The organism is Streptomyces sp. AB3(2024), from assembly GCF_041862025.1.
In the GTDB taxonomy this organism is placed as follows: Bacteria; Actinomycetota; Actinomycetes; order Streptomycetales; family Streptomycetaceae; genus Streptomyces.
The window spans coordinates 87,273-108,844 of sequence record NZ_JBGWAB010000009.1 but is presented as its reverse complement, the minus strand read 5'-3'; the positions used below and the strand labels follow the sequence as shown (position 1 = coordinate 108,844).

Genomic DNA, 21,572 nt, shown 5'->3' with positions numbered 1-21,572 from the left:
ATCACCTGCTCGGGCTGCCCATCACGCCTTGGGCGACTTGTAGATGGTGGCGGCCATCGCTCCCAGTTGCTTGTTGGCCTTGAGCGCGAGGTCGATGGCATCGCTCACGGAGTCACTGGGCACCGGAATGTTGTTCACGTAGATCGCGAAGGCGTAGCGGCGGCCGTCCTTCGCATCGATATAGCCTGCGAGCGCCTTCGTGCCGAGAGCCAGCTTGCCCTGGTAGGAACTGACCAGGGTGCCGGTCTTCGCACGGATGTGTCCTGCGGCGGGATCGGTGCGCTCGATGACGTCGGCAAGCGAACCGTCGACGCCCATGCTCGGCATGGAGTCGTAGAAGACGTCGAAGTCGTCCTGTCGTGCCAGGTGCCGCAGCAGCGCCACCTGGGCAGTCGGCGTCGCCTTGTCGCCGGGGAGGCCCTGGGCATCGACGAGGCTCACTGCATTCGGATCCACACCTGAGTGAGCGAGGAACTCCTTCTCGATCTTCATGCCGTCCGCATGGGTTCGTTGCCCGTTGTGTGCTGCCATCAGCGGCGGCAGAAGGTTCGCCCCGAGATTGTGGCTGACCTTGTTGATCAGCTTTGCGTACTCCTTGAAGGGCGGAGAAGTGTAGGTCGCCGATACGGGCAGCGAGCTCACTTCCGCCGACGGAGGAAGCTTGCCGTCGGGGTTCGCTCCCAGCGAGGGGGCGGATACGCTGACGCCGTTTCTGGCGAGTGCCTCGATGAGGACGGTGCGGGCGAACGCCGCCGGGTCGGGAACCCGGTAGGTCGTCACGAAGGGAGCCTTCACGTCCGCGGGCACGGAACCTCGGACCCGAATACGACCAGGACTCACGCTTTCGGTCGTCACCGTCGGCTTGCTTCCGGCGGGTGTGGTCGTCACCTGCGCGTCGACGCCGAAGGCGGCCGTCTTCGGGCGCCAGTCGACCTTGGCTGGCTCGCCGGGTGCCCCCGGCGTGATGAGCACGTCGATCAGGTTGTCGTTGACGATGGTCGGAGTGACCGGCACCCCGCCGATCGACACCGGATCCCAGAGTCGGTCGTCGATCACCACGTCGCCGTCGACATGGCGGACTCCACTGGCCGCGACCTGTCGAGCCAGCTCGTTGACACCCGCCAGCGGATCCTCTTCGGTGATGGTCGCCATGCCGGGTACGGCGTTGGCGTCATAGTGGTCGAAGTCGGGGACGTCCAGTCCGCCTGACGCGGTGGTCCGCCCACCGAGTGCCAGATCGCCGCTCCCGACCAGGATGAGATCGCCGGAGAGCCGCCCGTCCGCGGAGACCGTACCCGAATGCACCACGGGCGTACGGAAGCGATGGTCGTCACCCAGGACATCGAGCGCAGCACTGACCGCGAAGGTCTTGGCCGTCGAACCGGTCATGAACTGAGAATCGGCGCCCTTGGATTGGACGACCTTCCCCGTCTGCAGATCGGCGACCTGCAGGCCCCACTGGCCCGACGACCACAGCGCGGTACTCATGAGCTTCTGCAGGTCGGCGCTTACCCGTGTAGCACCCGCTGCCGGAGGGGCCGAGTTGTCCGTGGAGTTGTGGGAGCACGCCGTCATCGCCACGGCAGCCGTCATCGAAGCGGCGAGCGCCAGGGCTGTACGCCGCCGTACCCGAGGTGTCTTGATTCCGGAGAGGGAGTTGCTTGACATTCGTTCTTTCCTGTTCGACTTTCGCGCTCGATCGAACGCTTCCGGCCTGGTTGCTGCGCGGTGGCTAGGACTTCCCGCCCTTGCCGATGGCGATGCTGCCGTTGCGGGTCCGGACGGCCACGGAATGGCCGCTCGCGTCGTCCTTCGCGACGTTCACGGTGACGTCGCCCTTCTTCGCGGCCGTGCGGACCGCGTACTTCGATTCCGGCAGGCCCAGCTCGACGTTGCCGTCCCTGCTCTGCACGTCGACCAGGTCGGGCACGGCGGCCAGGCCCAGGTCGACGTTGCCGTTCCGCGACGTGACGCTGACGGACCGGGCGCAGATCCCGTCGCCCTCGATGCTTCCGTCGCCGCCTTCCAGGGCCAGCTTGGCTCCGTGGAGGTCCGACAGCCGGACGTCGCCGCCGGCGGTCCGGCCGAGAAGTCCGCGGTGAGACTCGACACGGCGACGAACAGCGCGCCGAAGACGATCGCCGTCCCCGCGTAGATCGCCCCCTCGTAGACCATCGACCGGGTGACCACGCCCGGCCGCGCACCGGCCACCGTCACGACGGCGGAGTCACGGGCGCGCTCCCGCCCGACGAGGGCGATCACGGCGAGGCCCCCGACCCAGGACACGACGAAGACCCAGCCCAGCACGACCAGGATGTTGTCCAGCCCGGCGCTGCCTCCGGGCATGACCTTCCCCATCACCATGAAGAGGCCGACGAACGACAGGGAGAGTGCGGAGGGCAGCACCGTGGTGACGCTCCTCGTCGCGCGGGCCCGGCACGACTGCACGGCAAGGTGCCAGGCGACACCGCGCGAGGGCACCAGCGCCGTCCAGAGCTTCATCAGCGGGGTGAGCACCCACGGCCCCATCAGCAGCAGCAGGCAGACGAGGAAGAGGTTCCCGGCGAACGCGAAGGCCGTCCGCTGGGCGAGCCCGCCCTTGAGTTCGAGGCCCAGGCCGGGGACCCACATCCCGACCACGCCGGCGAGCAGGCACAGGGCGAGGCCACCGCGGGCTACGCCCGGCCGCGCCGGGGGATCGGAGAAGTCCCGGAAGGCGCGCAACTCCGGCGTCCTGGCGGCCCGCCGGGTGACGCCCCAGCCCCCGAGCAGGCACGGAACCAGTCCGAACAGCACGCTCACGCCGACGTACCAGAACCGGAACCCGACCGAGGCCCCGTGCAGTTCGAGACCCGTCCCCTTCCACTGCGCGAGGGCGACACCCGCGACCAGCAGGGCGAGCGGTGCGGCCAGCGCGCCGGCCACCGCGCCCAGCACCACCATCTCCGTCCGCAGGATGAACCTGACCCGGTGGCGCGGAACCCCGAGGATCACCCACAGGGCGTGCTCGCGCCGCTGGGCCGTCAGCATCAGACCGACCGCGGAGGCGACGACGCCCACGGCGGCGAGCACGGTGAAGAAGACGATGTTGCCGCCGAGGGCGATCGACGCGGAGACCATCCGTGCGTCACCCGCCGCCCGCGCCGCCGAGACGGCGGTGAACATCGCTATGGCCGAGCCCGCCGAGCACGCCGCGCCGACCGTGGAGCACAGGAGCGTCCACCACCACATCGACGCCTGCAGGCGGATGTCCGACAGCACGAGCCGGATCACGACTCCTCCCCGCCCGCTTCGTCCGCCGACTGCGCCGCGAGGACGGCGTCGCCCACCGCGCGGGAGTCGCCACCGGGGATGACGGCGTGTACCCGCCCGGACCCCATCACCACGACCTGATCGGCCCGCGCGGCCGCATGAGGGTCGTGGGTGACCATGAGCACCGTGCTCCCCTGCGCGGGAAGCGCCTGCAGCCAGTCGAGCACCACATGACCCGACTTGAGGTCGAGCGCACCCGTCGGCTCGTCGGCGAAGACGATCCGCGGCTGGTTCGCCACCACCCGGGCCACCGCGACGCGCTGGCGCTCGCCACCGGAGAGGCGGTCGGGGCGTCGCCGCGCGTGCTTGGCGATGCCGAGCCGCGCCATGGCGTCCTCGACCCGCGCCCTGGGCACCCGGCGGCCGGCGAGCCGCGCCGGCAGGGTGATGTTGCCTCGACCGTCAGCGAGCTGACGAGGTTGTACTCCTGGAAGACGAAGCCGATGTTCTCGCTGCGGAACGCGGCCTGCTTGCGGGGGCTGAGTGAGCGGACGTCCGTCCCGAGGATCTCGACGGACCCCGCGGTCGCCCGCTCCAGCCCGGCCGTGCAGTACCTCTCACGCGGCGAGAGCGTCTACGGCACCCGCGTCTGGCCCCGCCACGAGATCGAGAACCGGCGCGACAACCCACCCGGACAGGGAAAGGGCGGCGGCCGCAGGCCCGGCCAGGGCCAAGGTCCCCGCAAAGCCCACGCCTACGAAGGCGATCCGCGACTGCACACCGCCGCCGAAGCCCTGAACACCGCGGGCGACACACCCCTCAGCCGCAGCGCCGCCGTCCTCGCTCAGGAACACGGCGGATCCCCCCGCACCTGGGAACGCCTCCTGGGACAAGCCCGCACCAGCACCAGCCCCTGACTCCCCGAATGCCACCATCCGGCAACGGACCGGCTCCGGGGACGAGGAACGGGTCATCGGGAAGGCGCCGGGTCGAGTCGGTAGCCGTGGCCGCGGAGTGTCGTGATCTGCGGGAGGCGGAGGGTGTGCGGTGCCGTGGCTTCGGCCGTGTGGAGGCGGCGGCGGAGGGAGGCCATGGTGACGTCGAGGGTTTTGGTCGGGCCGAACCAGTTCTCGTCCCACACCCGCGCCATCAGCGTCTCCCGGGAGACGGCGCTCCCCTGATGGCGGGCGAGTTCGGCGAGGAGTTCGAACTCCTTCGCCCGCAGGGGGACTTCCAGGTCGGCGACCAGCGCGCGCCTGGCCGCCGTGTCGACCGTGAGGTCGCCCAGCCGGATGGGCTCGGTGCCCTGTTCCGCCTCCGCGGGAGGTCTGCGGCGTAGGTGGGCCCGTAGGCGGGCGAGGAGAACGGTCATGCTGAACGGCTTCACCAGGTAGTCGTCGGCTCCGGCGTCCAGTCCGGCGATCACGTCGATCTCGTCGGTGCGGGCGGTGAGGATGACGATGAGGAGGTCCGGGAGGTCCTCACGAAGGCGGCGGGCGAGGTCGATCCCGTCGAGGTCCGGCAGGCCGAGGTCCAGGAGGACGAGGTCGGGCGGGTTGTGGTGGGCGGCCGTCAGGGCCGAGGAGCCGGTGCGGCACCAGGTGGTGGTGTAGCCGTTGCCGCGCAGCCCGCGCTCCAGGTGGCGGCCGATCGTGTCGTCGTCCTCGATGACCAGGGCGGTGGGCGGGCGCCCCGCGGTACCGGTGCTCATGGTGTGAGGTTATGCGCTGGTCACGGTTCGCGGAGTTCTTCGACGGCGGGGCGGCCGGAACCGCGGGCGCCGTGCAGGGCGGCGGCGGTGAGGGCCGCGAGCGTCACGAGGAGGGTGAGGGCCAGGTAGGGCCAGGGGAGGGACAGGGTGGACGGCGGCGGGTCGAAGACGCCGGTGAGGACCTTGACGAGCATCTGCGCGAGGGCCCAGCCGATGAGGGCTCCCCCGGCGAGGCCGGCGAGTGCGACGGTGGCCGCCTCGGCGAGGACCATGCCGCGCAGCTGGTCCCGGGTGGCGCCGAGAACGCTCGCCACGGCGAGGGTGCGGCGGCGCTCGGCCAGGCCGAGGGCGAGTACCGCTCCTCCGGAGCCGGCCGCCAGCGCCACGGCGAAGCCGAGTTCGATCCGGGTCAGTCCGGCCAGGTCCACCGAGGTGAGGCTGGAGCCGACGGCGGACCGGGTCTGGGTGAGGTCGGTGACCGTGGCCGTGGTGCCCAGTCGCTCGCGCAGCCGGGCGGCGACGGTCTGCTGGTGTACGCCGCCGGTGTCGACCAGGAACGCGCCGACGGCGTCACTCCCGGTCTCGCGGGCGACGTACGCGGCGTTGGCGACGAAGAAGCTGTCCTTGGGGGCGGTCGGGAACTCCTTGACGACGCCCGCGTAGTGGAACCGCACCGTGCGCAGTTGCCTGGTGCGGCTGTCCTGGAGGCGCAGATTGAGCTGATCGCCCGGGGTCAGCTGGAAGTCCTTCACCGTTTCCTCGCTGACGAGGACCGAGTCGGGGCGTGCCGCGAGCCCGTCCAGGAGGCTTCGGGCGCTGCCGCCCGCGAAGTAGGTGTCCTGGAGGGCGGTTGCGGAGGTGATGGTGGCGGGGTTGACGCCGTAGAGGTCCTGGAGGTCGGATCCGACGTAGGCGAAGCGGTGTTGGAGCGGTTCGACGTGGCGGACTCCGGGGACGGAGGCCAGGGCGTGCCCGGCGTCGGGGCCGGTCGCCGTGCCGGGTGGCCGGGTGACGGTGACGTCGGCGCCGTTGGTGAGCTGGGCGTCCACCTCCGCCTGGTGGCGGTAGGTGTCGTTGAAGGCGGCGGTGGAGAGCGCGAAGGACACGGCGAGGGCGAGCAGGACGACGGAGCGTGCCAGGACGCGCCGCCGGCGGGCCATGCCGGAGGCCGTCGCGGCGGCGAGGGTGCCGGTCAGCGGCCGGACCAGGAGCGTGAGCGGGCGCCGGCCGTGGGCGAAGGCGTACGTCGTCAGCCGCCACAGGAGCAGCGCGGAGCCCAGCCAGAGCAGCGCGGGGCCGAGGAAGGCCCAGTAGGACACCGAGATGCTCGCCACTCCTTCGGGGGCGAGGACCAGGGCGTACTGGTTGCCGGCGGCGGCCCGGAAGAGGAGGAGCGCGACCGCGAGCAGGATGAAGTCGAGTCCGGTGCGCTGCCACAGCGGGGCACCGGTCGAGGGGAGAGCGCGGCGCGCGGTGGTGACCGTGGTGGTGCGCTGGTCCCGTACGGCGGGCAGCAGGACGGTCACGGCCGCGACGGCCGCACCGACGGCGAGGGCGATGAGGGACCAGCGCAGCGGTACGAGGCCGGCGGCCCCGAACGACGCGCGGCCGAAGGCGATCCGGCCGGCCACGGCGGCGAGGGCGATGCCGAGCAGGCCTCCGCCCAGGCCGATGGCGCCGGCCTCGACCGCGGCGAGCGCGGTGACCCGGCGCCGGTCGAGGCCGCGGGTGCGCAGCAGGGCCTGCTCCCGGCGGCGGCGGTCGGCTCCGGCGCCGGCCAGGGCGGAGGTGAGCAGGGCTGCGAGGAGCACGCCGGGGGCTCCGAGGAACAGGAAGAGCAGCTGGGCGTACAGGGCGTCCTGGCGTGCGGCGTCCAGGGCCGCGCCGAGGTTGTCGCCGACCTGGACGGCTCCGGAGAGGCGGGCTTCGAGGTGGTGGGCGGCTCCGGTGACGGCGCTGAACGCGGCGGCGGGGTCGGAGGGCAGGCGCGCGTCCCGGGCCGTGTGCACCTGGGTGGTGACGGCGGCGGGATCCAGGGCCCTGGTGCGCGCGGTGAGGGAGTCGAACAGGGCGGCGGGCAGGAGCACGACGTTGTCGGGCGGGGCGGCGGGTTGCGACTGGGGTGGGGCGCCGACCTTCTGGAACAGGGAGTCGGCCTGGGGCAGGTCGACGACTCCGGCGACCGTGACGGTGGCGGCGGCGGTGCCCGGCAGGGTGATGTGCACGGTGTCGCCGGGGGCGGCGTGCAGGTTGGCGGCGGTCTGCTGGGCGAGGAGGACTCCGTCCCGGGCTCCGGTCAGCGGCCGGATCCCGCCCGGGAAGGCGGTGCGGTAGCCGTCGGGGATGCCGAGCACCACGCCCTCGCCGGTGGTCTGTACGGAACCGGCGGCCTTCGTCTGGAAGCCGGTGCTGCGGGCGTAGGTGACGGGCAGTGCGGTGCGGATCCCGGGGGTGTGGCGGATCGTGTCGAGCACGGTGGCGGGCTGCGCGGTGGGCTGGAGCTGCACCTGCCAGTCGACGGCGACGGACCGGGCGGCGCGCGCGGTCATCGTCGAGCGGGAGGCGGTCAGGAACGTACCGAGCGCGGCGATGAGGGCGACGGCCAGGGCTACGGTGAGGGCGGCGACGAGGAGCCTGCCGCCGCGGTGGCGGAGCAGGCCGGCCAGCCAGGCGGTGATCACGGTGCGCCTCCTGCGGCGGTGGTGGTCGGGTGTCCGTCGCTCACCGTCAGGGCAGCTCGTGGAGGTCCGCCGGCTCCCCGGGTGTGCCGGGGTGCCGGGCCCGCGGCCCCCTTCTCGGCGACGGTGTCCCCGAGGACGTCGGCGAGGCGCCCGACGATGGTGTGGTCGCCGCGTCCCGCCGGTTCGTCGGCCGGAGCGGGGTGGGGCAGCGCCGCGAAGAGCACTGCGACTGCGGCGAGGACGAGGAAGAGGGCGGTCAGGGCGAGGGGGCCGGGGCAGTGCCGGCCCCTGGCTGCCGGTCGGCCGGTGTTCACGGGGGTGTGCCTCCGTCCGGGTGGAGGAGGAGTCGGCCGTCGCGCATGGTCCAGCGGGTCCGCAGGCGTTCTCCGACGGCCGGGTCGTGGGTGCTCACCACCAGGGCCGCGCCGATCTCGTCGGCCGCAGACAGCAGGACGTCCACGACGTGGCGGCCCGTGGCGCGGTCGAGACGGCCGGTCGGTTCGTCGGCCAGGACGAGGCGGGGCCGGGAGGCCAGGACCCGGGCGACCGCGACGCGCTGTGCCTGGCCGCCCGAGATGTCGTCGGGCAGCCTGTCGGCGAGGTCGGCGACGCCGACGCGTTCCAGGGCGGCGAGTGCTCGTACGCGGGCGCGGTCGGCGCTCTCACCGGCCAGCACGAGCGGCAGGCCGGTGTTCTCGGCGACGTCCAGGGTGGCGATGAGGCTGGGGCTCTGGAAGACGACCCCGATGGCCATCGCCCTCGCCCGTACCCAGGCCCGCGGGCCGGCGGCGTCCGCCTGCCAGGGCCACACCACTTCGCCCGCGGTCGGCTGTTCCAGTCCGGCCATCAGGTGGAGCACGGTGGACTTTCCCGAGCCCGAGGGCCCCATGACGGCGATCCGGTCGTGGGCGTGCACCTGGCAGTTCGTGCCGTGTACGGCGACCACCGCCGCGGGCCCGCGCCCGTACGTCCGCCCGGCGTCCCGGCAGGTGACGAGCGCCCGGCCGGTCATGGCCGGAGCCTGCCGTCGCGGAGGGTCAGGACCCGGTCGGCGCCCGCCACGACGGCGGTGCTGTGGGTGACGAGGAGCACGCCCCGCCGTCCGTCGCTGCCCCGGGCCCTCAGCAGTTCCAGGACGCGGTGTTCGGTACTCCCGTCGAGTTCTCCCGTGGGCTCGTCGGCGAGCAGCAGGTCGGGGTCGTTGGCCAGGGCCACGGCCAGTGCGGCGCGGGCCAGTTCCCCGCCCGCCAGTTCCCGGGGCAGGGCGTGGGCCCGGCCGAGGAGGCCGACCTGGTCGAGGAGTACGTCGATGTCCTGGGCCGGGGTGGCGTGGCGGCCGGCGGCCGGGGGAGCGTGGCGGCCGGCGGCCGTGCGGGCGAGGCGGATGTTGCGTGCCACGTCGAGGTGGGCGATCAGGTTCTCCGTCTGGAGGAGGATGCCGATCCGGCGGGCCCGGACCCCGGCCCGCTCCGCCTCCGGGCGGTGGCTGATCCGCTCCCCCGCTATCCGTACGGACCCGCCGGCTGGCTCGTCGAGGCCCGCGAGGCAGGCCAGCAGCGTGGACTTCCCCGAGCCGGAGGGGCCGACCACGGCCACGAGCTCTCCCGGGGCCACCGTGAGGGAGACTCCGCGCAGGGCGAGGGTCTCCTCCTCCCCGGAACGGTAGAAGCGGTACAGCTCGCGCGCGTCGAGGGCCGGCACGGTGCCCGCGCGGTCCGTCGCCACGTCCATCACCGCCACCTCAGCGAATCGGTGACGGTCCGCCAGGGGTCGACGTTGTCGGCGTTGACCGGTCCCGAGAGGGTGACGACGACGTCACGGCCCCGGTGGTGGAAGACGTACCGCTCGAAGGCGTCGCGTACGGCCTTGCCCGTGACCGGGTCGGCGGCCGAGTTGCCCCGGTAGGTGTACAGGACGGCGGCGCCGGCCTTGCGGCTGACGTCGGTGGCCTTGCCGGGTGCGAAGGCGGGGACGGTCCCGGCCAGCGACGGCACGTCCCCCGCGGTCACCGAGGCGGGGGTGGGCGGCTTCGCGGCGGGGTGCTCGGACACTTCGATGCGGTTCAGCTTGTCGGTGAAGGTGGTGACGGGGCCGGTGGTGGTGCGCGCCCAGCCCTCGGGCACGCTGACCGTGAACCCCGTGCCGGGAGGCGCGAAGGGCACGTAGGCCTGGTTGTCGGGGATGTCACCGGGTGGGTTGGACTCGGTGGGGGCGGGCGGTGGTGGCTTCGGGCCGGCGGCCGTGGCGGAGCCGGACGCGTCGCATCCGGCGAGCACCGCGGTGAGGAGGACGACTCCCGCGCAGGGGGCGAGTGTGCCGCGTACGTTCATGAGGACCTCCGCAGGACGAGGTGTCTTCCACGCTAGGCGGCGGAAGGTGAAGCCCCGGGGCGGCGACGGTGAGACGACGGCAAAACCGGTTACCGGGCGCCATGATGGGCGCATGAGGCAGCGTGTGGTGCGTGTCGCGGTGTCCGCCGTGCTGGTGGCCCTGGTCCTGCTGGCCGTGCCGCTCGCCTGGGTCATCCACCGGTCCTTCTTCGAGGACGAACGCGGCGCCCTGGAGCGTACGGCCCTGGCCGCGACGGTCACGGTGGGGCCGGAGTTCGCCTCCGGCGACGCCCTGGAGCTGACGTCGCCCAGGCCGGGCGGGACGCTGGGGGTGTACGACCTCGCGTCGCGACTGCGCGGGGGCACAGGTGGGCCGGCCGCGGACCGGGTGACCCGTGAGGCGGCCGCCGGCAAGGCCGTCAGTGGCCGCACCGGATCGGACCTGGTCGTCGCCGTCCCGGTGGTCTCCACCGAGAAGGTGATCGCGGTGGTGCGGGCCGCGGTCCCCGCCCGGTCGGTCTGGACCCGGGTGCTGTGGGCCTGGGCGCTGCTCCTCGGAGTGACCCTGGTCGCGCTGGCCACGGCGGTTCTGGTGGCACGCCGGCAGGCCCGCGCGCTCAGCGCTCCGGTGGAGGCGCTCTCCCGTACGGCCCGTGAGATCGCCGACGGTGACCTCGGCGCCCGGGCAGGGCCCTGCGGGATCACCGAGCTGGACCAGCTGGCGCGCAGCCAGAACACCATGGTCGAGCGGCTGACCCAGCTCCTGCGCCGCGAGCGCGATTTCAGCGCCAACGCCTCGCACCAGCTGCGCACTCCCCTGACCGGGCTCCAGCTCGGTCTGGAGGACGCCCGGCGGCTCCCGCCGGGCTCGGACCTGCGTCCGGCATTGCGGGAGGCCCTGGAGCAGGCACGCCATCTGCAAGAGACGGTCGAGGAGGTGCTGCGGCTGGCCCGGTCCGGGGTCGGCGGGGGGCCTCCCCTCCCCCGTGAGCCGCTCGGCCGGGTGCTGGAGCGGGCGGAGTCGCGGTGGCACGGTGTGCTCGCCGCGGCGGGCCGACGGCTGGAGGTGCGCTCCCAGCCGGGGGCCGGCTCCTTCGAGGTCCCCGCCCGCACCACGGCTCAGATCCTCGACGTCCTCATCGACAACGCCCTGCGCCACGGCCGGGGTACGACCACCGTCACCGCCCGCGAGGCGGCCGGGGCCGTCGCGGTCGATGTGGCCGACGAGGGGACGCTCACCCTGGACGCCGGGGCGGTCTTCGCACGGGGCGGAACGGGCGGCTCCGGCAACGGGATCGGTCTGGCGGTGGCCCGGGAGCTCGCGGAGGCGGCGGGGGGCAGGCTGAGCCTGCGCGGCGCTTCTCCGGCCACGTTCACCCTGCTCCTGCCCGGAGCGCCGGACTGACCTGCCGCCGTGCCTCTCGCCCCGGGGGCGCACCGTCGGGTGCGGTTGCCCCCGGGCTCCGTATCGTCGGTCAGCCGACGATGGAGAAGAAGATCGAGCCGTCCTCGGCCCACCACCAGGCGCCCCGGCCGTCGTTCCACTCGGAGGCCCAGCTGTCTAGGGCCTTGATCAGCTCCTCCAGGTCGTACCGCAGATCGGTGTCGATCCGGTCCAGCACCGCGCGGTAGGCGTCCACCGCGGGGCCGGCCTGCGCCAGCGGCCAGCAGCCGATTTCGGGTGAGCCGTCCACGGGGCCGGGAATGTGGATCCCGATCTCCGTGGGCGGACCGCTGAAGACGTACTGGGAGGGCAGCAGGTCCGCGGGGACGCCCACCGCGCTCAATGCGCCGTCCAGCGCGGAGAAGTAGGTGACGGGGCTCCGGTAACTCGCCAGGGTGTCGGGGTCGGAGGCGTTGTGATCGATGATGATCTGGAGGGCCGCGTAATAGGCGCAGCCGGCGTACTGGGCGGTGGAGTCCGCCCGACCGGCTATCAGACCCTCCAGCGCGTCCGGCACCGGCAGTTCCCAGTCCACTCCCTGGGCATCGAGATCGTCCTGGCGCGCCCGCGCCTTCGCCCGCATGTTGCCCAGACGGCGCTCTTCGTCCGCCGTCAGATCGCGGGCGGGTACGAAGCGCGCGACCGCGCCGCGGTTCGCCATGCTGAAATTCACTACCTTGCTCATGGGGTCATACTGCCAACTCGCACTGACACCGGCGGTGTCCGGAGCCGTCCTGCCGTCGTCGTACCGATGAGCGGCCTGGCCCGGATTCGTGTCCCGAGCCGGATGAATCGGCTCCCGGGGTGGAAGAAGCCTGCCAAGATGGAGTCCCCCTGTTGCGAGGAGGCCGCGTTGACCAGTCCCGAGGCCAAGGGGCCCAAGGTCCCGCCGAGTTACCCCCCGAGGACCCCGCCGCCGCAGAAGAAGCCGATGGAGCCCCCGCGACCGCAGCCGGCGACGAAGTCGGCCGACGGGATGCCGTTGCGTACCCGGCCGCGCATGGTGGTACGGAACCGGCGTACGGCCGCGCACCCCTTCCGGGCGGATGAATGGGCCCCGACGAAGGCCGTACGCCAAGTCCTTGAGACGGTCCGGGGGTGGGGATACCCGGCCCTGAACGAGGAAGATCTGGCGAGCGCCGTTCGGCTGCTCGTCACCTCAGCCGTGGCGGATGGGGGAAAGCGGCTCAGTGTGCATCTGGGCGACCAGGACCGGAAGGTGCTCGTCGCCGTCCTCAGCCACACCACGGGAGCGCCCGACCAGACCGTGCTCGGCACAGTGGCCATGCTCACCACTGTCGACTCGGTCGGAACGGACACCGGGGAGGATGGTCGGCGCATGTGGGCGGTCCTGGACGGCGAGCCCCGCCGACGGCCGGTTCACCATGCGGCTGCCGTCAGGAGGTGAAGCACCGTCACCGATCGAGGGTTGGGCTCGCCGGTGACTGCCGTGGCATGTCGGCAGCCCGGTCATCGGGTGTGAGCGGTTCGGCGTGAGGGTACGGGTCAGGCCAGGGCGAGGAAGAGCTTCTCGAGTTCTTCCTCGGTCATGGGGGGCTGGCTCTCGTCGGCGTTGGTCATGCACTGGCGCATGCCGCTGGCCACGATCTTGAAGCCCGCGCGGTCCAGGGCCTTGGAGACGGCGGCGAGCTGGGTGACCACGTCCTTGCAGTCGCGTCCGGCTTCGATCATGGCGATGACGCCCGCGAGCTGCCCCTGGGCGCGACGCAGCCGGTTGAGGACTGCGTTCACTGCGTCGTCGTCGACCTTCACCGGTGCCTCCTGGCGTTGTGCGCTGTCCACCCATGGTACCCCAGGGGGTATCTGCTCGACGGGGTCAGTGGTCGCGCAGGGCCTTGAAGGTGGCTTCGAGGTCGCCTTGGCGGGGGCGGTTGTGGGGAAGTTTGGCGAGGAGGACGGCCACGCCACAGGTGTTGGTGAGAGCGGAGAAGGCCAGGCCTCCGGCGACGCCCGCGGAGGCGAGGCGGAAGGCGGGGCGCAGGCGGCCGAGGGCGAGGCCGGTCAGGACGACGGCGCCCGCGGTGAGGCGGACCTGGCGATCCATGCTCCAAGCGGTGCGCGGGGCGTTGTCGGGACGGTGGAGGGTGTGGCCGCCCTCGGTCCAGGCGTCGGTGCCTCCGGCGAGGGTGGCGGCGGTGATGCCGTTGTCGGCGAGGGTCTCGCAGGCCCTGGCGGAGCGGCTTCCGGAGGCGCAGACGACGAGGATGTCGCCGCGGTCGGAGGCTTCGCGGATGTCGGGCAGGGCGCGGGTGAGGTCGTCGAGGGGGATGTTGAGGGCGCCGGGGAGGTGACCGGTGGCGTATTCGCCGGGGGTGCGGACGTCCAGGACGATCAGTTCGTGCAGCCGGCTGCCGGCCTGCTGAACGTCGAGGGTGCGGGGCTGGTTCATGGTGTTCCTCATTGGTGGGGGGCCGCTCTCGCGATACCCATGGGGGTATTGATGGTGGTGTGGTGAAGGGGCGATTCGCGAGGTCAGTGGAGGGCGTCGGCGAGCATGAGGGCGGCGACGGCCATCAGCACGGTGGCGAAGATCCGCTGAAGGGCGGGGCCCGAGACCTTGGCCGCGAGGCGTTTTCCGTCCCACGCGCCGAGGATCGCGGCGCCGGCGAAGGGGGCGATGACCGCCCAGTGCAGCGGGGTGTGGCTGCCGGCGCGGGCGGCGAGCGCGGCCAGGGAGTTGACGGTGATCACCAGGAGGCTGGTGCCGACTGCGGCGCGCATACGCAGTCCCAGTACGGAGACCAGGGCCGGGACGGCCAGGAAGCCGCCGCCGACGCCCAGGAACCCGGTGACCGCACCGAGCCCGGCGCCCGCTCCGGCAGCACGGGCGGGCCGTACGGGCCGGGGCTGCCGGCCGGGGCCCGACGAGCTGAACATCCGCCAGGCCGCGAGGGCGGCTACGGCTGCGAACGCCGCGGTCAGGACGGGTTCGGGGACGCGGGCGGCCAGCATCGCCGCGGCCATGGCGGGCAGGATGCCCGCGGCCGCGAACAGGGCGCCGGTCTTCCACCGGACGTTGCCGGAGGTGGCGTGGGTGTGGAGCGCGGTGGCCGAAGTGGCGGTGACGATGATCAGGGATGCGGTGGTGGCCGCGGCCGGGGTGAAGCCGAGGAGGTAGATCAGGGCGGGTACGGCCAGGACGCTGCCACCGCCGCCGAGCGCCCCGAGGGCCAGTCCGATGACGGCTCCGGCGGCGAGGGCGAGTATGAGCGTGCTCACGCTATCCGGCCGCGGCTTCCGCGCCCGTCGACGACCGGGAGCCCGGCCGACGCCCAGGCGTTCATCCCTCCCTTGACGTCCACGGCGTCGGCTCCGCGCCCGGTGAGCAGCTTGGCGGCCTGCCGGGAGCGGTGCCCGGAGCGGCAGATCACCACCAGCGGCCGGTTCCGGGCGGCGGCGGGGAGGGCGGCGCCTGTGGCGAGCCGGGAGAGCGGGGCGTGTACGGCTCCGGGGGCGTGTCCGGCGTTCCACTCGGCCTGCTCGCGCACGTCGAGGAGCACGGCGGCTCCGTCGGCGGTGTCGGCGGTGTCCCGGTGGGCCTGGGCGGGGGTGACGCGGGCGGTGCCGCGACGGAAGAGGAACATCCGTCTTCCTTCCGGTTCTCGGTGTCGGTGTCGGGGTGGGGGTGGGGGTGGGGGTGGGGGTGGGGGTGGGGGTTCAGCTGCCGCCGGTGAGGGGCAGGCCGGCCTCGGAGGCGGCGGCGAAGGAGTCGTCGACGGCGACGACGTCACGTCCGGCCGCATCCAGCAGGGAGGCGGCGATCGCGGCCCGCATCCCGCCGGCGCAGTGCACCCAAACGGTTCCGGCCGGGACGTCGGCCAGGCGCCGGTGCAGGTCGTGGACGGGGATGTGTACGGAGCCCTCGATCCAGCCCGTGGCGCGCTCGGAGCTGCGGCGCACGTCCAGGACCACCGGCTCGGAGTCCGCCGTCCGAGCTCGGGCGGCGAGGTCGGCGAAGGTGGCCCGGGGGAAGGACCGCGGGGAGTACCCGTCGGGCATCCAGTCGCGGGGGGTGCCGGTGGCGGCCGCGGCCGGGCGGTCGATGCCGACCCGGACCAGTTCGCGCTGGGCGGCGGCGAGCTGGGCGGGTGATTCCGCGAGGAGGGTGACGGGCTTGCCCCAGGGGATCATCCAGGCGAGGTAGGTGGCGATCTTCCCCTCGGCCTCGAAGTTGAAGGAGCCCGCCACGTGTCCTTCGGCGAACGCGACCCGGTTGCGCAGGTCCACCACCCACTCTCCGGCGGCCAGACGTTCCGCGATGTCGGCCGCGTCGGTCAGGGGAGGCGTCCTCAGGTCCACCGGCCGGGGGCCGGCGGCGTTGGCGGGGCCCATGTGGGCGTAGTAGGCGGGCACGTCCTCAAGGCCGGCCAGCAGGGCGGCGACGAAGCTGTCGACGTCCTGGACCAGGGCGTCGTTGGCGGTCTTCTCCTTGCCGATGGTGGTGGTGTCGCCCTCGGACTGGGAGGAGGAGCAGAAGCTGCCGAATCCGTGGGTGGGCAGCACTGCCGTCTCGTCGGGGAGCTCGGCCGCCAGGCGGTGCGCGGAGGCGTGCTGGGCGCGGGCCAGTTCCACGGTCAGCCGGGGCTCCACCAGGTCGGGGCGGCCCACCGAGCCGATCAGGAGCGAACCGCCGGTGAAGACCGCCGCGACCGCCCCCTGGTCCTCCAGGACGTAGGAGGTGTGATGGGGCGTGTGGCCCGGGGTGGCCAGCGCCCGCAGCGTGATCCCTTCGTCGACGCCCACGGTGTCGCCGTCGGTCACCGGGGTCCGGGTGAAGCCGACGTGCGCGCCGGCGGGCACCAGGTAGGCGGCGCCGGTCAGGCGGGCCAGGTCCAGGCCGCCGGTCACGTAGTCGTTGTGCAGGTGGGTCTCGAGCACGTGGGAGATCCGCACCCCGCGTGCCGCGGCCGCCGCGAGCACCCGGTCGATGTCGCGGGGCGGGTCGACGACCGCCGCGGTGTGCGCGCCGCCCGCCAGGTAGCTGCGGTTTCCGAGGCCCTCGGTCTCGATGGTGTCGATAAAGAACACGTGCTCGCTCCTTTCGGCTGACATTTACCCCCGGGGGTATATTTGGAGCGTAGCACGGGTACCCCCGGGGGTATTTTTCGCCGCGCGCAGCCGGTGGCTACCCGTGCTCCCGCCTACCCGCCACCCTGAAGGCAGGCTCGGCCACGACAGGTGCGACGAACGCGCTGGAGCGCACGGAGAAGGGGCCGGACCACGCGGATCGCTCACCTCCGTCTTCCTCCGGTCGGCGAGGCGGTCCGAAGAGGCGGCCCGGCTTCGGGACGCGGTGAAGAACTCCGTGAGGACGGGCGCGAGGGCGTGGGGGTCGACGGCGCGGTCCTGCCCCGGGAGGGCGTGGAGGGTGAAGCGGTCCGACCGAGAGGCGAGTTGTCCGGCCGCCCTGGCCATGTACGGCTCGCCCGCGCCGCCGTGACAGACGAGGACGGGGACGTCCACGGTGCGCCAGCGGTCGCGGGACAGCGGGCGGCCCGACATGAGGTCGCACATCGGCATGCCGTCGCAGGGCAGGGTGCGGGCGGCGGCCCGCCAGGCCGTCCGCGCGGGACCGTCGCGCAGCTCGGCGGCGGCCCGCGGCGGCAGGGCCAGGCCCGCGGGCAGCGGCGGGCGGGTCCCGTCGACGACCAACGGCGGTTCGTACAGGGCCAGGGCGGATACGGCGCTGCCCCCTGGCCACGGCCTCCAGGGCGAGTAGGGCTCCGGAGGACATGCCGAAGAGCAGCACCGGGCCGCCTGCCAGCCCGATCACGGCGTCCAGGTCGTCGATCTCCCGCCGGACGTCGCGGTCGGGCGGGCCGCCGCTGTCGCCGCGGCCCCGGCGGTCGTAGTTGTAGACGCGGAAGTCTCGTGCCGGCAGGTCGGCGAGAGGGGGCGCGCCGGGCCCGGGTCATCAGCGTGCCGCCGCTGATGCCGGGACACCGCTCCGGCCCCCCGGCCCTGGTGCCGCTGCGGGAAGCCTGAGCCCGGCCGGTCGAACCGCCATACGCGCTCGGCGCCCCCGCCCTCGCCCTTGGGAGGAGCCCGCCCCCGCCAGAGCTCTTTCCCCGACACAGGCCCCCGTCAAGGGGGTTGGCGCCGCAGGTGCGCTCACGTAGCATACGCGCAAAACATGAGCCCTACTCACATTGAGGCTGCGTGTGATCACCTACCATTCCGAAGCCCGTCTCTGGCTGCTGAGCACGCCCGGCACCTCCTACGCCTTCCGGCTGGACGCGGACGACGTCCCCCGGCACGTGCACTGGGGCCGGCCGCTGACCCTGGAGCAGGCCGTCGCGATCGCTGGCGACCTGCCCGCCGAGGACCCCGGCGGTGACGACCCCGGCGGCGAGGAGTACGCCGTCGAGGGCGGTCTGCGGTTCGGGGCACCGTCGTTGACCGTCCGGTTCGAAGACGGCGTGCGCGGCTTCGAGTGGCGGTTCGTCTCGCACCGGGCCGGGGCCGGCCTGCTCACGCTCTCCTTCACCGACCGCGTCCGCTCCCTGGGGCTCGACCTGCACTACCGGATCCGGGACGGCCACGACCAGGTGGAACGCTGGGCGGTGCTCACCGCGGACGAGCCGGTGGACGTCCTGCGGTTCGACTCCGCCGCCTGGACCCTGCCCGCCCGCGACGACTACCGGGTCAGCCATGTGGTGGGAGAGTGGGGCAGGGAGTTCCAGCTCCGGCGCGACCGGGTGCCCGTCGGAGAGACGGTGTTCACCAGCCGACTCGGCATCACGGGACGGCACGCCGGACCCTGGTTGATGCTCGACGCGCACGACGCCGCCGAGGAACACGGCGAGGTCTGGAGCGCGGCCCTCGCCTGGAGCGGCAGCCGCCGGATCACCCTGCGCCGCGACCCATACGGCCGCGCCTCCTGGACCGGGGGCTTCGGCCATGAGGGCCTGGTCTGGAAACTGCTCCCCGGCGAGCGCCTGGAGACCCCCGTCTTCACCGGGCTGTACGCCCCCGACGGCTTCGGCGGCACCAGCCGCCGCTGGCACGCCTACGTCGAAGGCGAGGTGCTGCCGGCCCGGCCGGCCGAACGCCCACTGATCTTCAACTCGTGGGAGGCGACCGAGTTCGACATCGGCGAGAAGCAGCAGACCGAGCTGGCCGAGCTGGCCGCGGGGATCGGCGTCGAGGTCTTCGTGGTGGACGACGCCTGGTTCGGCGCCCGCACCAACGACACGGCGGGGCTCGGCGACTGGTGGCCCAACCCCGACCGCTTCCCGAACGGCCTGCGCCCGCTCGCCGACCACGTTCGCGCGCTGGGCATGGGCTTCGGCCTGTGGGTCGAGCCCGAGGCGGTCAACCCCGACAGCGACCTGTTCCGTGCGCACCCCGACTGGATCCTCTGCCAGGACGGCCGTACGCGCACGCAGAGCCGCAACCAGCACGTCCTGGACTTCGCCCGCCGCGACGTCCGCGAATGGGCGGTCGAATGGCTGGTGCGGACCGTCACCGAGCTGGACGTCGCCTTCCTCAAATGGGACATGAACCGGTCCTTCAGCGAGGCGGGGCAGCCGGGGGCCGCCGACCCCGACCGGGTATGGATCGAGCACACGCGCGGCGTCTACGAGGTGATGGACCGGCTGCGCGCCGCCCGTCCCGGCCTGTACCTGGAGTCGTGCGCCGGCGGCGGCGGGCGGGCCGACCTGGGCGTGCTGGCCCGCGCCGACCAGGTCTGGGCCTCCGACAACACCGACGCCGCCGAACGGGTCGCGATCCAGCACGGCCACTGCCAGCTGCTGCCCGCCCGGACCATGGGCGCCTGGGTCACCGACAGCCCGAACGGCTCCACCGGCCGCCCGGCCCCGGTCCGGTACCGTTTCCACGTCTCCATGGCCGGGGCCATGGGCATCGGCGGCGACCTGCGCACATGGAGCGAGGACGAGCTGGCCTGGGCCCGGGAGCTGGTCGGACAGTACAAGCGGATCCGGCCCGTGGTGCACGGCGGAGCCCTGTACCGGCTCGGACAGGACGCCGTGCAGTACCTCACCGGGGACGAGGCCGTCGTCTTCCGGTTCCAGCCGTCCGGGCTGAACCGCACCGTCGCCCGCACGCGGCTGAAGGGCCTCGACCCCCGTGCCCGCTACCGGGACGAGGACACCGGGGCCGTCCACGAAGGCGCCGTCCTGCTCGGCCACGGCCTCCCGCCGCTGTTGGCCTTCGACTGCACGAGCGAGCTCGTCCACCTCAAGAGAGTGTCCCGATGAGCCTCGCCCCCGCACGGCCCGAGGCCCTCGCCGAGCCGACCCGCAGGGTCGGCCCCGGCTGGATCGTCCTGTACGTGCTGGCCAACACCGGGATGTTCATCCCGATGCAGGTGCCGACCACGTTCCTGATGCCCGCGCAGATCGCCGAGATCGATCCGGCGGGGAAGGTCGGCGCCTACGCCTGGGTCAGCATGATGGGCGCGATCTCGGGAATCGTGATCGCGCCGCTGGCGGGCGCGCTCTGCGACCGCACCACCGGCCGTTTCGGGCGCCGCCGGCCGTGGATGATCGCGGGTTCGCTGGCCTGCATGGCGGCGCTGGTCTTCACCGGCGTCCAGACGACGGTCGCCGGGGTCGCGGTCGGCTCCCTCGTCCTGTCCGCCGCCTTCATGGTCGTCGGAGCCGGGATGGCGCCGGTGGTACCCGACCGGGTCCCCGTCGCACAGCGCGGTGTGGTCCTGGGCTGGGCCACGGTCCCGCAGGCCGGCGGCCTGATCGCGGGCGGGCTGCTGCTCGGGCTCATCACGGGCTTCCCCGCGCAGTACGTGCTGATGGCCTCGTTCCCTCTGCTGATCACGCTGTTCGCGGTCGTCATGAAGGACCCGCCGCTTCCCCCCGGCCACCGCGAGCCGTTCTCGCCGCGCGCGTTCCTGGACGGCTACCGGATCAGCCCGCGCAGGCACCCCGACTTCGTCTGGGCGATGGGCTCCCGGTTCATCATGGGACTGGGCTACGGCCTGGGCACGCTCTACATGCCGTATTTCCTGGACGACGTCCTGCACTACGAGCAGTTGTTCCCCGGCCGGTCCACCGAGGACGGCCTGCTCATCGTGGTCGGCGTCAACTGCCTGGCCACGGTCTCGACGGTCGTCCTCAGCGGCTGGCTCTCGGACAGGCTGGGCAAGCGCCGCATGCTCGTCTTCGCCGGCGGCGTCACGATGGCCGTCGCCGCGGTCCCGCTCGCCCTGTCGCCCACCTGGACCATGACGCTGGTCGCGGCCGTCATCCTGGGCCTGGGCTACGGCGTGTACCTGGCCGTCGACACCGCCCTGGTCACCGAGGTGCTGCCCGCCTCGGCGGACCGCGGCAAGGACATGGCCCTGGCCAACCTGATGGCTTCCCTGCCGTACGTCCTGGTACCCCCGATCGCCTCCGTCGTACTCGGGGACCTGGGGGGCTACCCCTCGTTGTTCCTCTGCTCGGCGGCCATGTCCGCGCTGGGCGCGGTCCTGGTCTGGAAGGTCAGGGGCGTCCGCTAGTGCGCTTCCCGACCTGTCGCGAGCGACCGGATCCGATCGTTGAGGTAGCTGTTGAGGACTCGTTTGCACTCGGCGATCAGCTGGGGGTCGCCCTGCGGATCGGTACGGAAGGCAAGTCCGAGCACGCCGTCCGCGCATTCCAGGGCCACCCGGACGGCGATGTCCAGTTCGGCGTCGTCCCGAACGCCGGACAGGGACGCAGTCAGCGAGCGCAGCCGTCCGGCGACCGCCGTGTTGTTGTCCAGGGCCGGATCGAGGGTGTGGTCCCGGCCCACCGCGCCGAAGTCGACCACGCCGAAACCGGGAACGGTCCGGCGCATGGCGACGTACTCCTCGACGGCCACCTCGACGACGCCCGCGATGTCCTGCGGGTTCTCGCGCTCCATCCGTACCGCGACCCGCTCCAGGAAGGCCTCCAGGTTCCGGGCGGCGAGCGCGCCGATCAGCCCCTCCTGGTCGGAGAAGAACTGGTAGAGGGTACCGATGGACACCTCGGCCCTGCGCGCCACTTCCTTGGTGGTCAGAGCGGCGTAGCCGACTTCGTCCAGGAGTTCGGCGCAGGCGTCCAACAGCCGCTCGAAACGTTCGGCACTGCGCTTCTGGACGGGCCGGCGGCGCAGCGTCCCCGGGTTGCGGTCTTGATTCACCGTTC

General features: G+C 72.8%; 21 protein-coding genes and 2 pseudogenes. 5 read left to right on the top strand and 18 right to left on the bottom strand.

Going from position 1 to position 21,572, the window contains the following annotated elements:
• Positions 1-21: 21 nt before the first annotated feature.
• The 4 genes and pseudogenes from dacB to ACEPPI_RS06485 all read right to left on the bottom strand — a co-directional run bounded on the left by dacB (position 22) and on the right by ACEPPI_RS06485 (position 3,668).
• Entirely contained in the window at positions 22-1,488 is a 1,467-nt protein-coding gene (gene dacB / locus ACEPPI_RS06500; RefSeq protein WP_373914265.1) for a D-alanyl-D-alanine carboxypeptidase/D-alanyl-D-alanine-endopeptidase, read from the bottom strand.
• Between the two features lie 244 nt (positions 1,489-1,732).
• Positions 1,733-2,029: a DUF4097 family beta strand repeat-containing protein gene (locus ACEPPI_RS06495; RefSeq protein WP_373914288.1), complete on the bottom strand. Its 297-nt coding sequence runs from the start codon at positions 2,027-2,029 to the stop codon at positions 1,733-1,735.
• Between the two features lie 761 nt (positions 2,030-2,790).
• Positions 2,791-3,030 (bottom strand): annotated as a pseudogene (locus tag ACEPPI_RS06490) (ABC transporter permease); the annotation flags it as partial.
• 239 nt (positions 3,031-3,269) lie between these two features.
• Entirely contained in the window at positions 3,270-3,668 is a 399-nt protein-coding gene (locus tag ACEPPI_RS06485) for an ATP-binding cassette domain-containing protein (protein ID WP_373914264.1), read from the bottom strand.
• A gap of 87 nt (positions 3,669-3,755) precedes the next feature.
• On the opposite strand from ACEPPI_RS06485, the gene ACEPPI_RS06480 reads away from it, so the two are divergent.
• Positions 3,756-4,169, top strand: coding sequence for a hypothetical protein (locus ACEPPI_RS06480; protein WP_373914263.1), 414 nt, complete (start codon positions 3,756-3,758; stop codon positions 4,167-4,169).
• 53 nt (positions 4,170-4,222) lie between these two features.
• Here ACEPPI_RS06480 and ACEPPI_RS06475 read toward each other — a convergent pair whose 3' ends face one another.
• Genes ACEPPI_RS06475 through ACEPPI_RS06450 form a run of 6 tightly spaced genes read right to left on the bottom strand, consistent with a single transcriptional unit; the run spans position 4,223 to position 9,974 of the window.
• Positions 4,223-4,963, bottom strand: coding sequence for a response regulator transcription factor (locus ACEPPI_RS06475; RefSeq protein WP_373914262.1), 741 nt, complete (start codon positions 4,961-4,963; stop codon positions 4,223-4,225).
• A 20-nt stretch (positions 4,964-4,983) separates the two neighbouring features.
• Complete coding sequence (locus ACEPPI_RS06470) at positions 4,984-7,644, bottom strand: ABC transporter permease (protein ID WP_373914261.1); 2,661 nt, start codon at positions 7,642-7,644, stop codon at positions 4,984-4,986.
• The gene (locus ACEPPI_RS06465) at positions 7,641-7,958 is read right to left on the bottom strand and encodes a hypothetical protein (RefSeq protein ID WP_373914260.1); all 318 of its coding nucleotides are present in this window, start codon (positions 7,956-7,958) and stop codon (positions 7,641-7,643) included. The genes ACEPPI_RS06470 and ACEPPI_RS06465 overlap by 4 nt, the downstream gene beginning before the upstream one ends.
• The gene (locus ACEPPI_RS06460) at positions 7,955-8,656 is read right to left on the bottom strand and encodes an ABC transporter ATP-binding protein (protein WP_373914259.1); all 702 of its coding nucleotides are present in this window, start codon (positions 8,654-8,656) and stop codon (positions 7,955-7,957) included. The genes ACEPPI_RS06465 and ACEPPI_RS06460 overlap by 4 nt, the downstream gene beginning before the upstream one ends.
• Positions 8,653-9,375 carry an ABC transporter ATP-binding protein gene (locus ACEPPI_RS06455; protein WP_373914258.1) on the bottom strand — a complete coding sequence of 241 codons (723 nt, stop codon included), beginning with the start codon at positions 9,373-9,375 and terminating at the stop codon, positions 8,653-8,655. The genes ACEPPI_RS06460 and ACEPPI_RS06455 overlap by 4 nt, the downstream gene beginning before the upstream one ends.
• Positions 9,375-9,974 carry a hypothetical protein gene (locus tag ACEPPI_RS06450; RefSeq protein ID WP_373914257.1) on the bottom strand — a complete coding sequence of 200 codons (600 nt, stop codon included), beginning with the start codon at positions 9,972-9,974 and terminating at the stop codon, positions 9,375-9,377. Before ACEPPI_RS06450 ends, ACEPPI_RS06455 begins: the two co-directional genes overlap by 1 nt.
• A 112-nt stretch (positions 9,975-10,086) precedes the next feature.
• On the opposite strand from ACEPPI_RS06450, the gene ACEPPI_RS06445 reads away from it, so the two are divergent.
• Entirely contained in the window at positions 10,087-11,379 is a 1,293-nt protein-coding gene (locus tag ACEPPI_RS06445) for a histidine kinase dimerization/phospho-acceptor domain-containing protein (RefSeq protein ID WP_373914256.1), read from the top strand.
• Between the two features lie 70 nt (positions 11,380-11,449).
• On the opposite strand, the gene ACEPPI_RS06440 is transcribed toward ACEPPI_RS06445, so the two are convergent.
• Positions 11,450-12,103 carry a hypothetical protein gene (locus tag ACEPPI_RS06440; RefSeq protein ID WP_373914255.1) on the bottom strand — a complete coding sequence of 218 codons (654 nt, stop codon included), beginning with the start codon at positions 12,101-12,103 and terminating at the stop codon, positions 11,450-11,452.
• 168 nt (positions 12,104-12,271) lie between these two features.
• Between ACEPPI_RS06440 and ACEPPI_RS06435 the strand changes: the two genes are divergently transcribed.
• Positions 12,272-12,826, top strand: coding sequence for a hypothetical protein (locus ACEPPI_RS06435; protein ID WP_373914254.1), 555 nt, complete (start codon positions 12,272-12,274; stop codon positions 12,824-12,826).
• Positions 12,827-12,924: 98 nt separating this feature from the next.
• Here the strand turns inward: ACEPPI_RS06435 and ACEPPI_RS06430 are convergent, their stop codons facing one another.
• The 6 genes and pseudogenes from ACEPPI_RS06430 to ACEPPI_RS06405 all read right to left on the bottom strand — a co-directional run.
• A complete protein-coding gene (locus tag ACEPPI_RS06430) occupies positions 12,925-13,191 on the bottom strand; it encodes a metal-sensitive transcriptional regulator (protein ID WP_266845506.1) in 267 nt (88 codons plus the stop codon).
• Between the two features lie 64 nt (positions 13,192-13,255).
• Entirely contained in the window at positions 13,256-13,828 is a 573-nt protein-coding gene (locus ACEPPI_RS06425; protein WP_373914253.1) for a rhodanese-like domain-containing protein, read from the bottom strand.
• An 83-nt stretch (positions 13,829-13,911) separates the two neighbouring features.
• The gene (locus ACEPPI_RS06420; protein ID WP_373914252.1) at positions 13,912-14,658 is read right to left on the bottom strand and encodes a sulfite exporter TauE/SafE family protein; all 747 of its coding nucleotides are present in this window, start codon (positions 14,656-14,658) and stop codon (positions 13,912-13,914) included.
• Positions 14,655-15,023, bottom strand: coding sequence for a rhodanese-like domain-containing protein (locus ACEPPI_RS06415; protein WP_373914251.1), 369 nt, complete (start codon positions 15,021-15,023; stop codon positions 14,655-14,657). The genes ACEPPI_RS06420 and ACEPPI_RS06415 overlap by 4 nt, the downstream gene beginning before the upstream one ends.
• Positions 15,024-15,096: 73 nt before the next feature.
• Positions 15,097-16,467 (bottom strand): rhodanese-like domain-containing protein, encoded by a 1,371-nt coding sequence (locus ACEPPI_RS06410; RefSeq protein WP_373914250.1) that lies wholly within the window; start codon positions 16,465-16,467, stop codon positions 15,097-15,099.
• A 97-nt stretch (positions 16,468-16,564) separates the two neighbouring features.
• Positions 16,565-17,323 (bottom strand): annotated as a pseudogene (locus ACEPPI_RS06405) (alpha/beta fold hydrolase); the annotation flags it as partial.
• A 271-nt stretch (positions 17,324-17,594) separates the two neighbouring features.
• Here ACEPPI_RS06405 and ACEPPI_RS06400 point away from each other — a divergent pair.
• Positions 17,595-19,661 carry an alpha-galactosidase gene (locus tag ACEPPI_RS06400; protein ID WP_373914287.1) on the top strand — a complete coding sequence of 689 codons (2,067 nt, stop codon included), beginning with the start codon at positions 17,595-17,597 and terminating at the stop codon, positions 19,659-19,661.
• The gene (locus ACEPPI_RS06395) at positions 19,658-20,920 is read left to right on the top strand and encodes an MFS transporter (RefSeq protein ID WP_373914249.1); all 1,263 of its coding nucleotides are present in this window, start codon (positions 19,658-19,660) and stop codon (positions 20,918-20,920) included. The genes ACEPPI_RS06400 and ACEPPI_RS06395 overlap by 4 nt, the downstream gene beginning before the upstream one ends.
• Here ACEPPI_RS06395 and ACEPPI_RS06390 read toward each other — a convergent pair.
• A complete protein-coding gene (locus tag ACEPPI_RS06390; RefSeq protein ID WP_373914248.1) occupies positions 20,917-21,567 on the bottom strand; it encodes a TetR family transcriptional regulator in 651 nt (216 codons plus the stop codon). The genes ACEPPI_RS06395 and ACEPPI_RS06390 overlap by 4 nt on opposite strands.
• Positions 21,568-21,572: the final 5 nt, after the last annotated feature.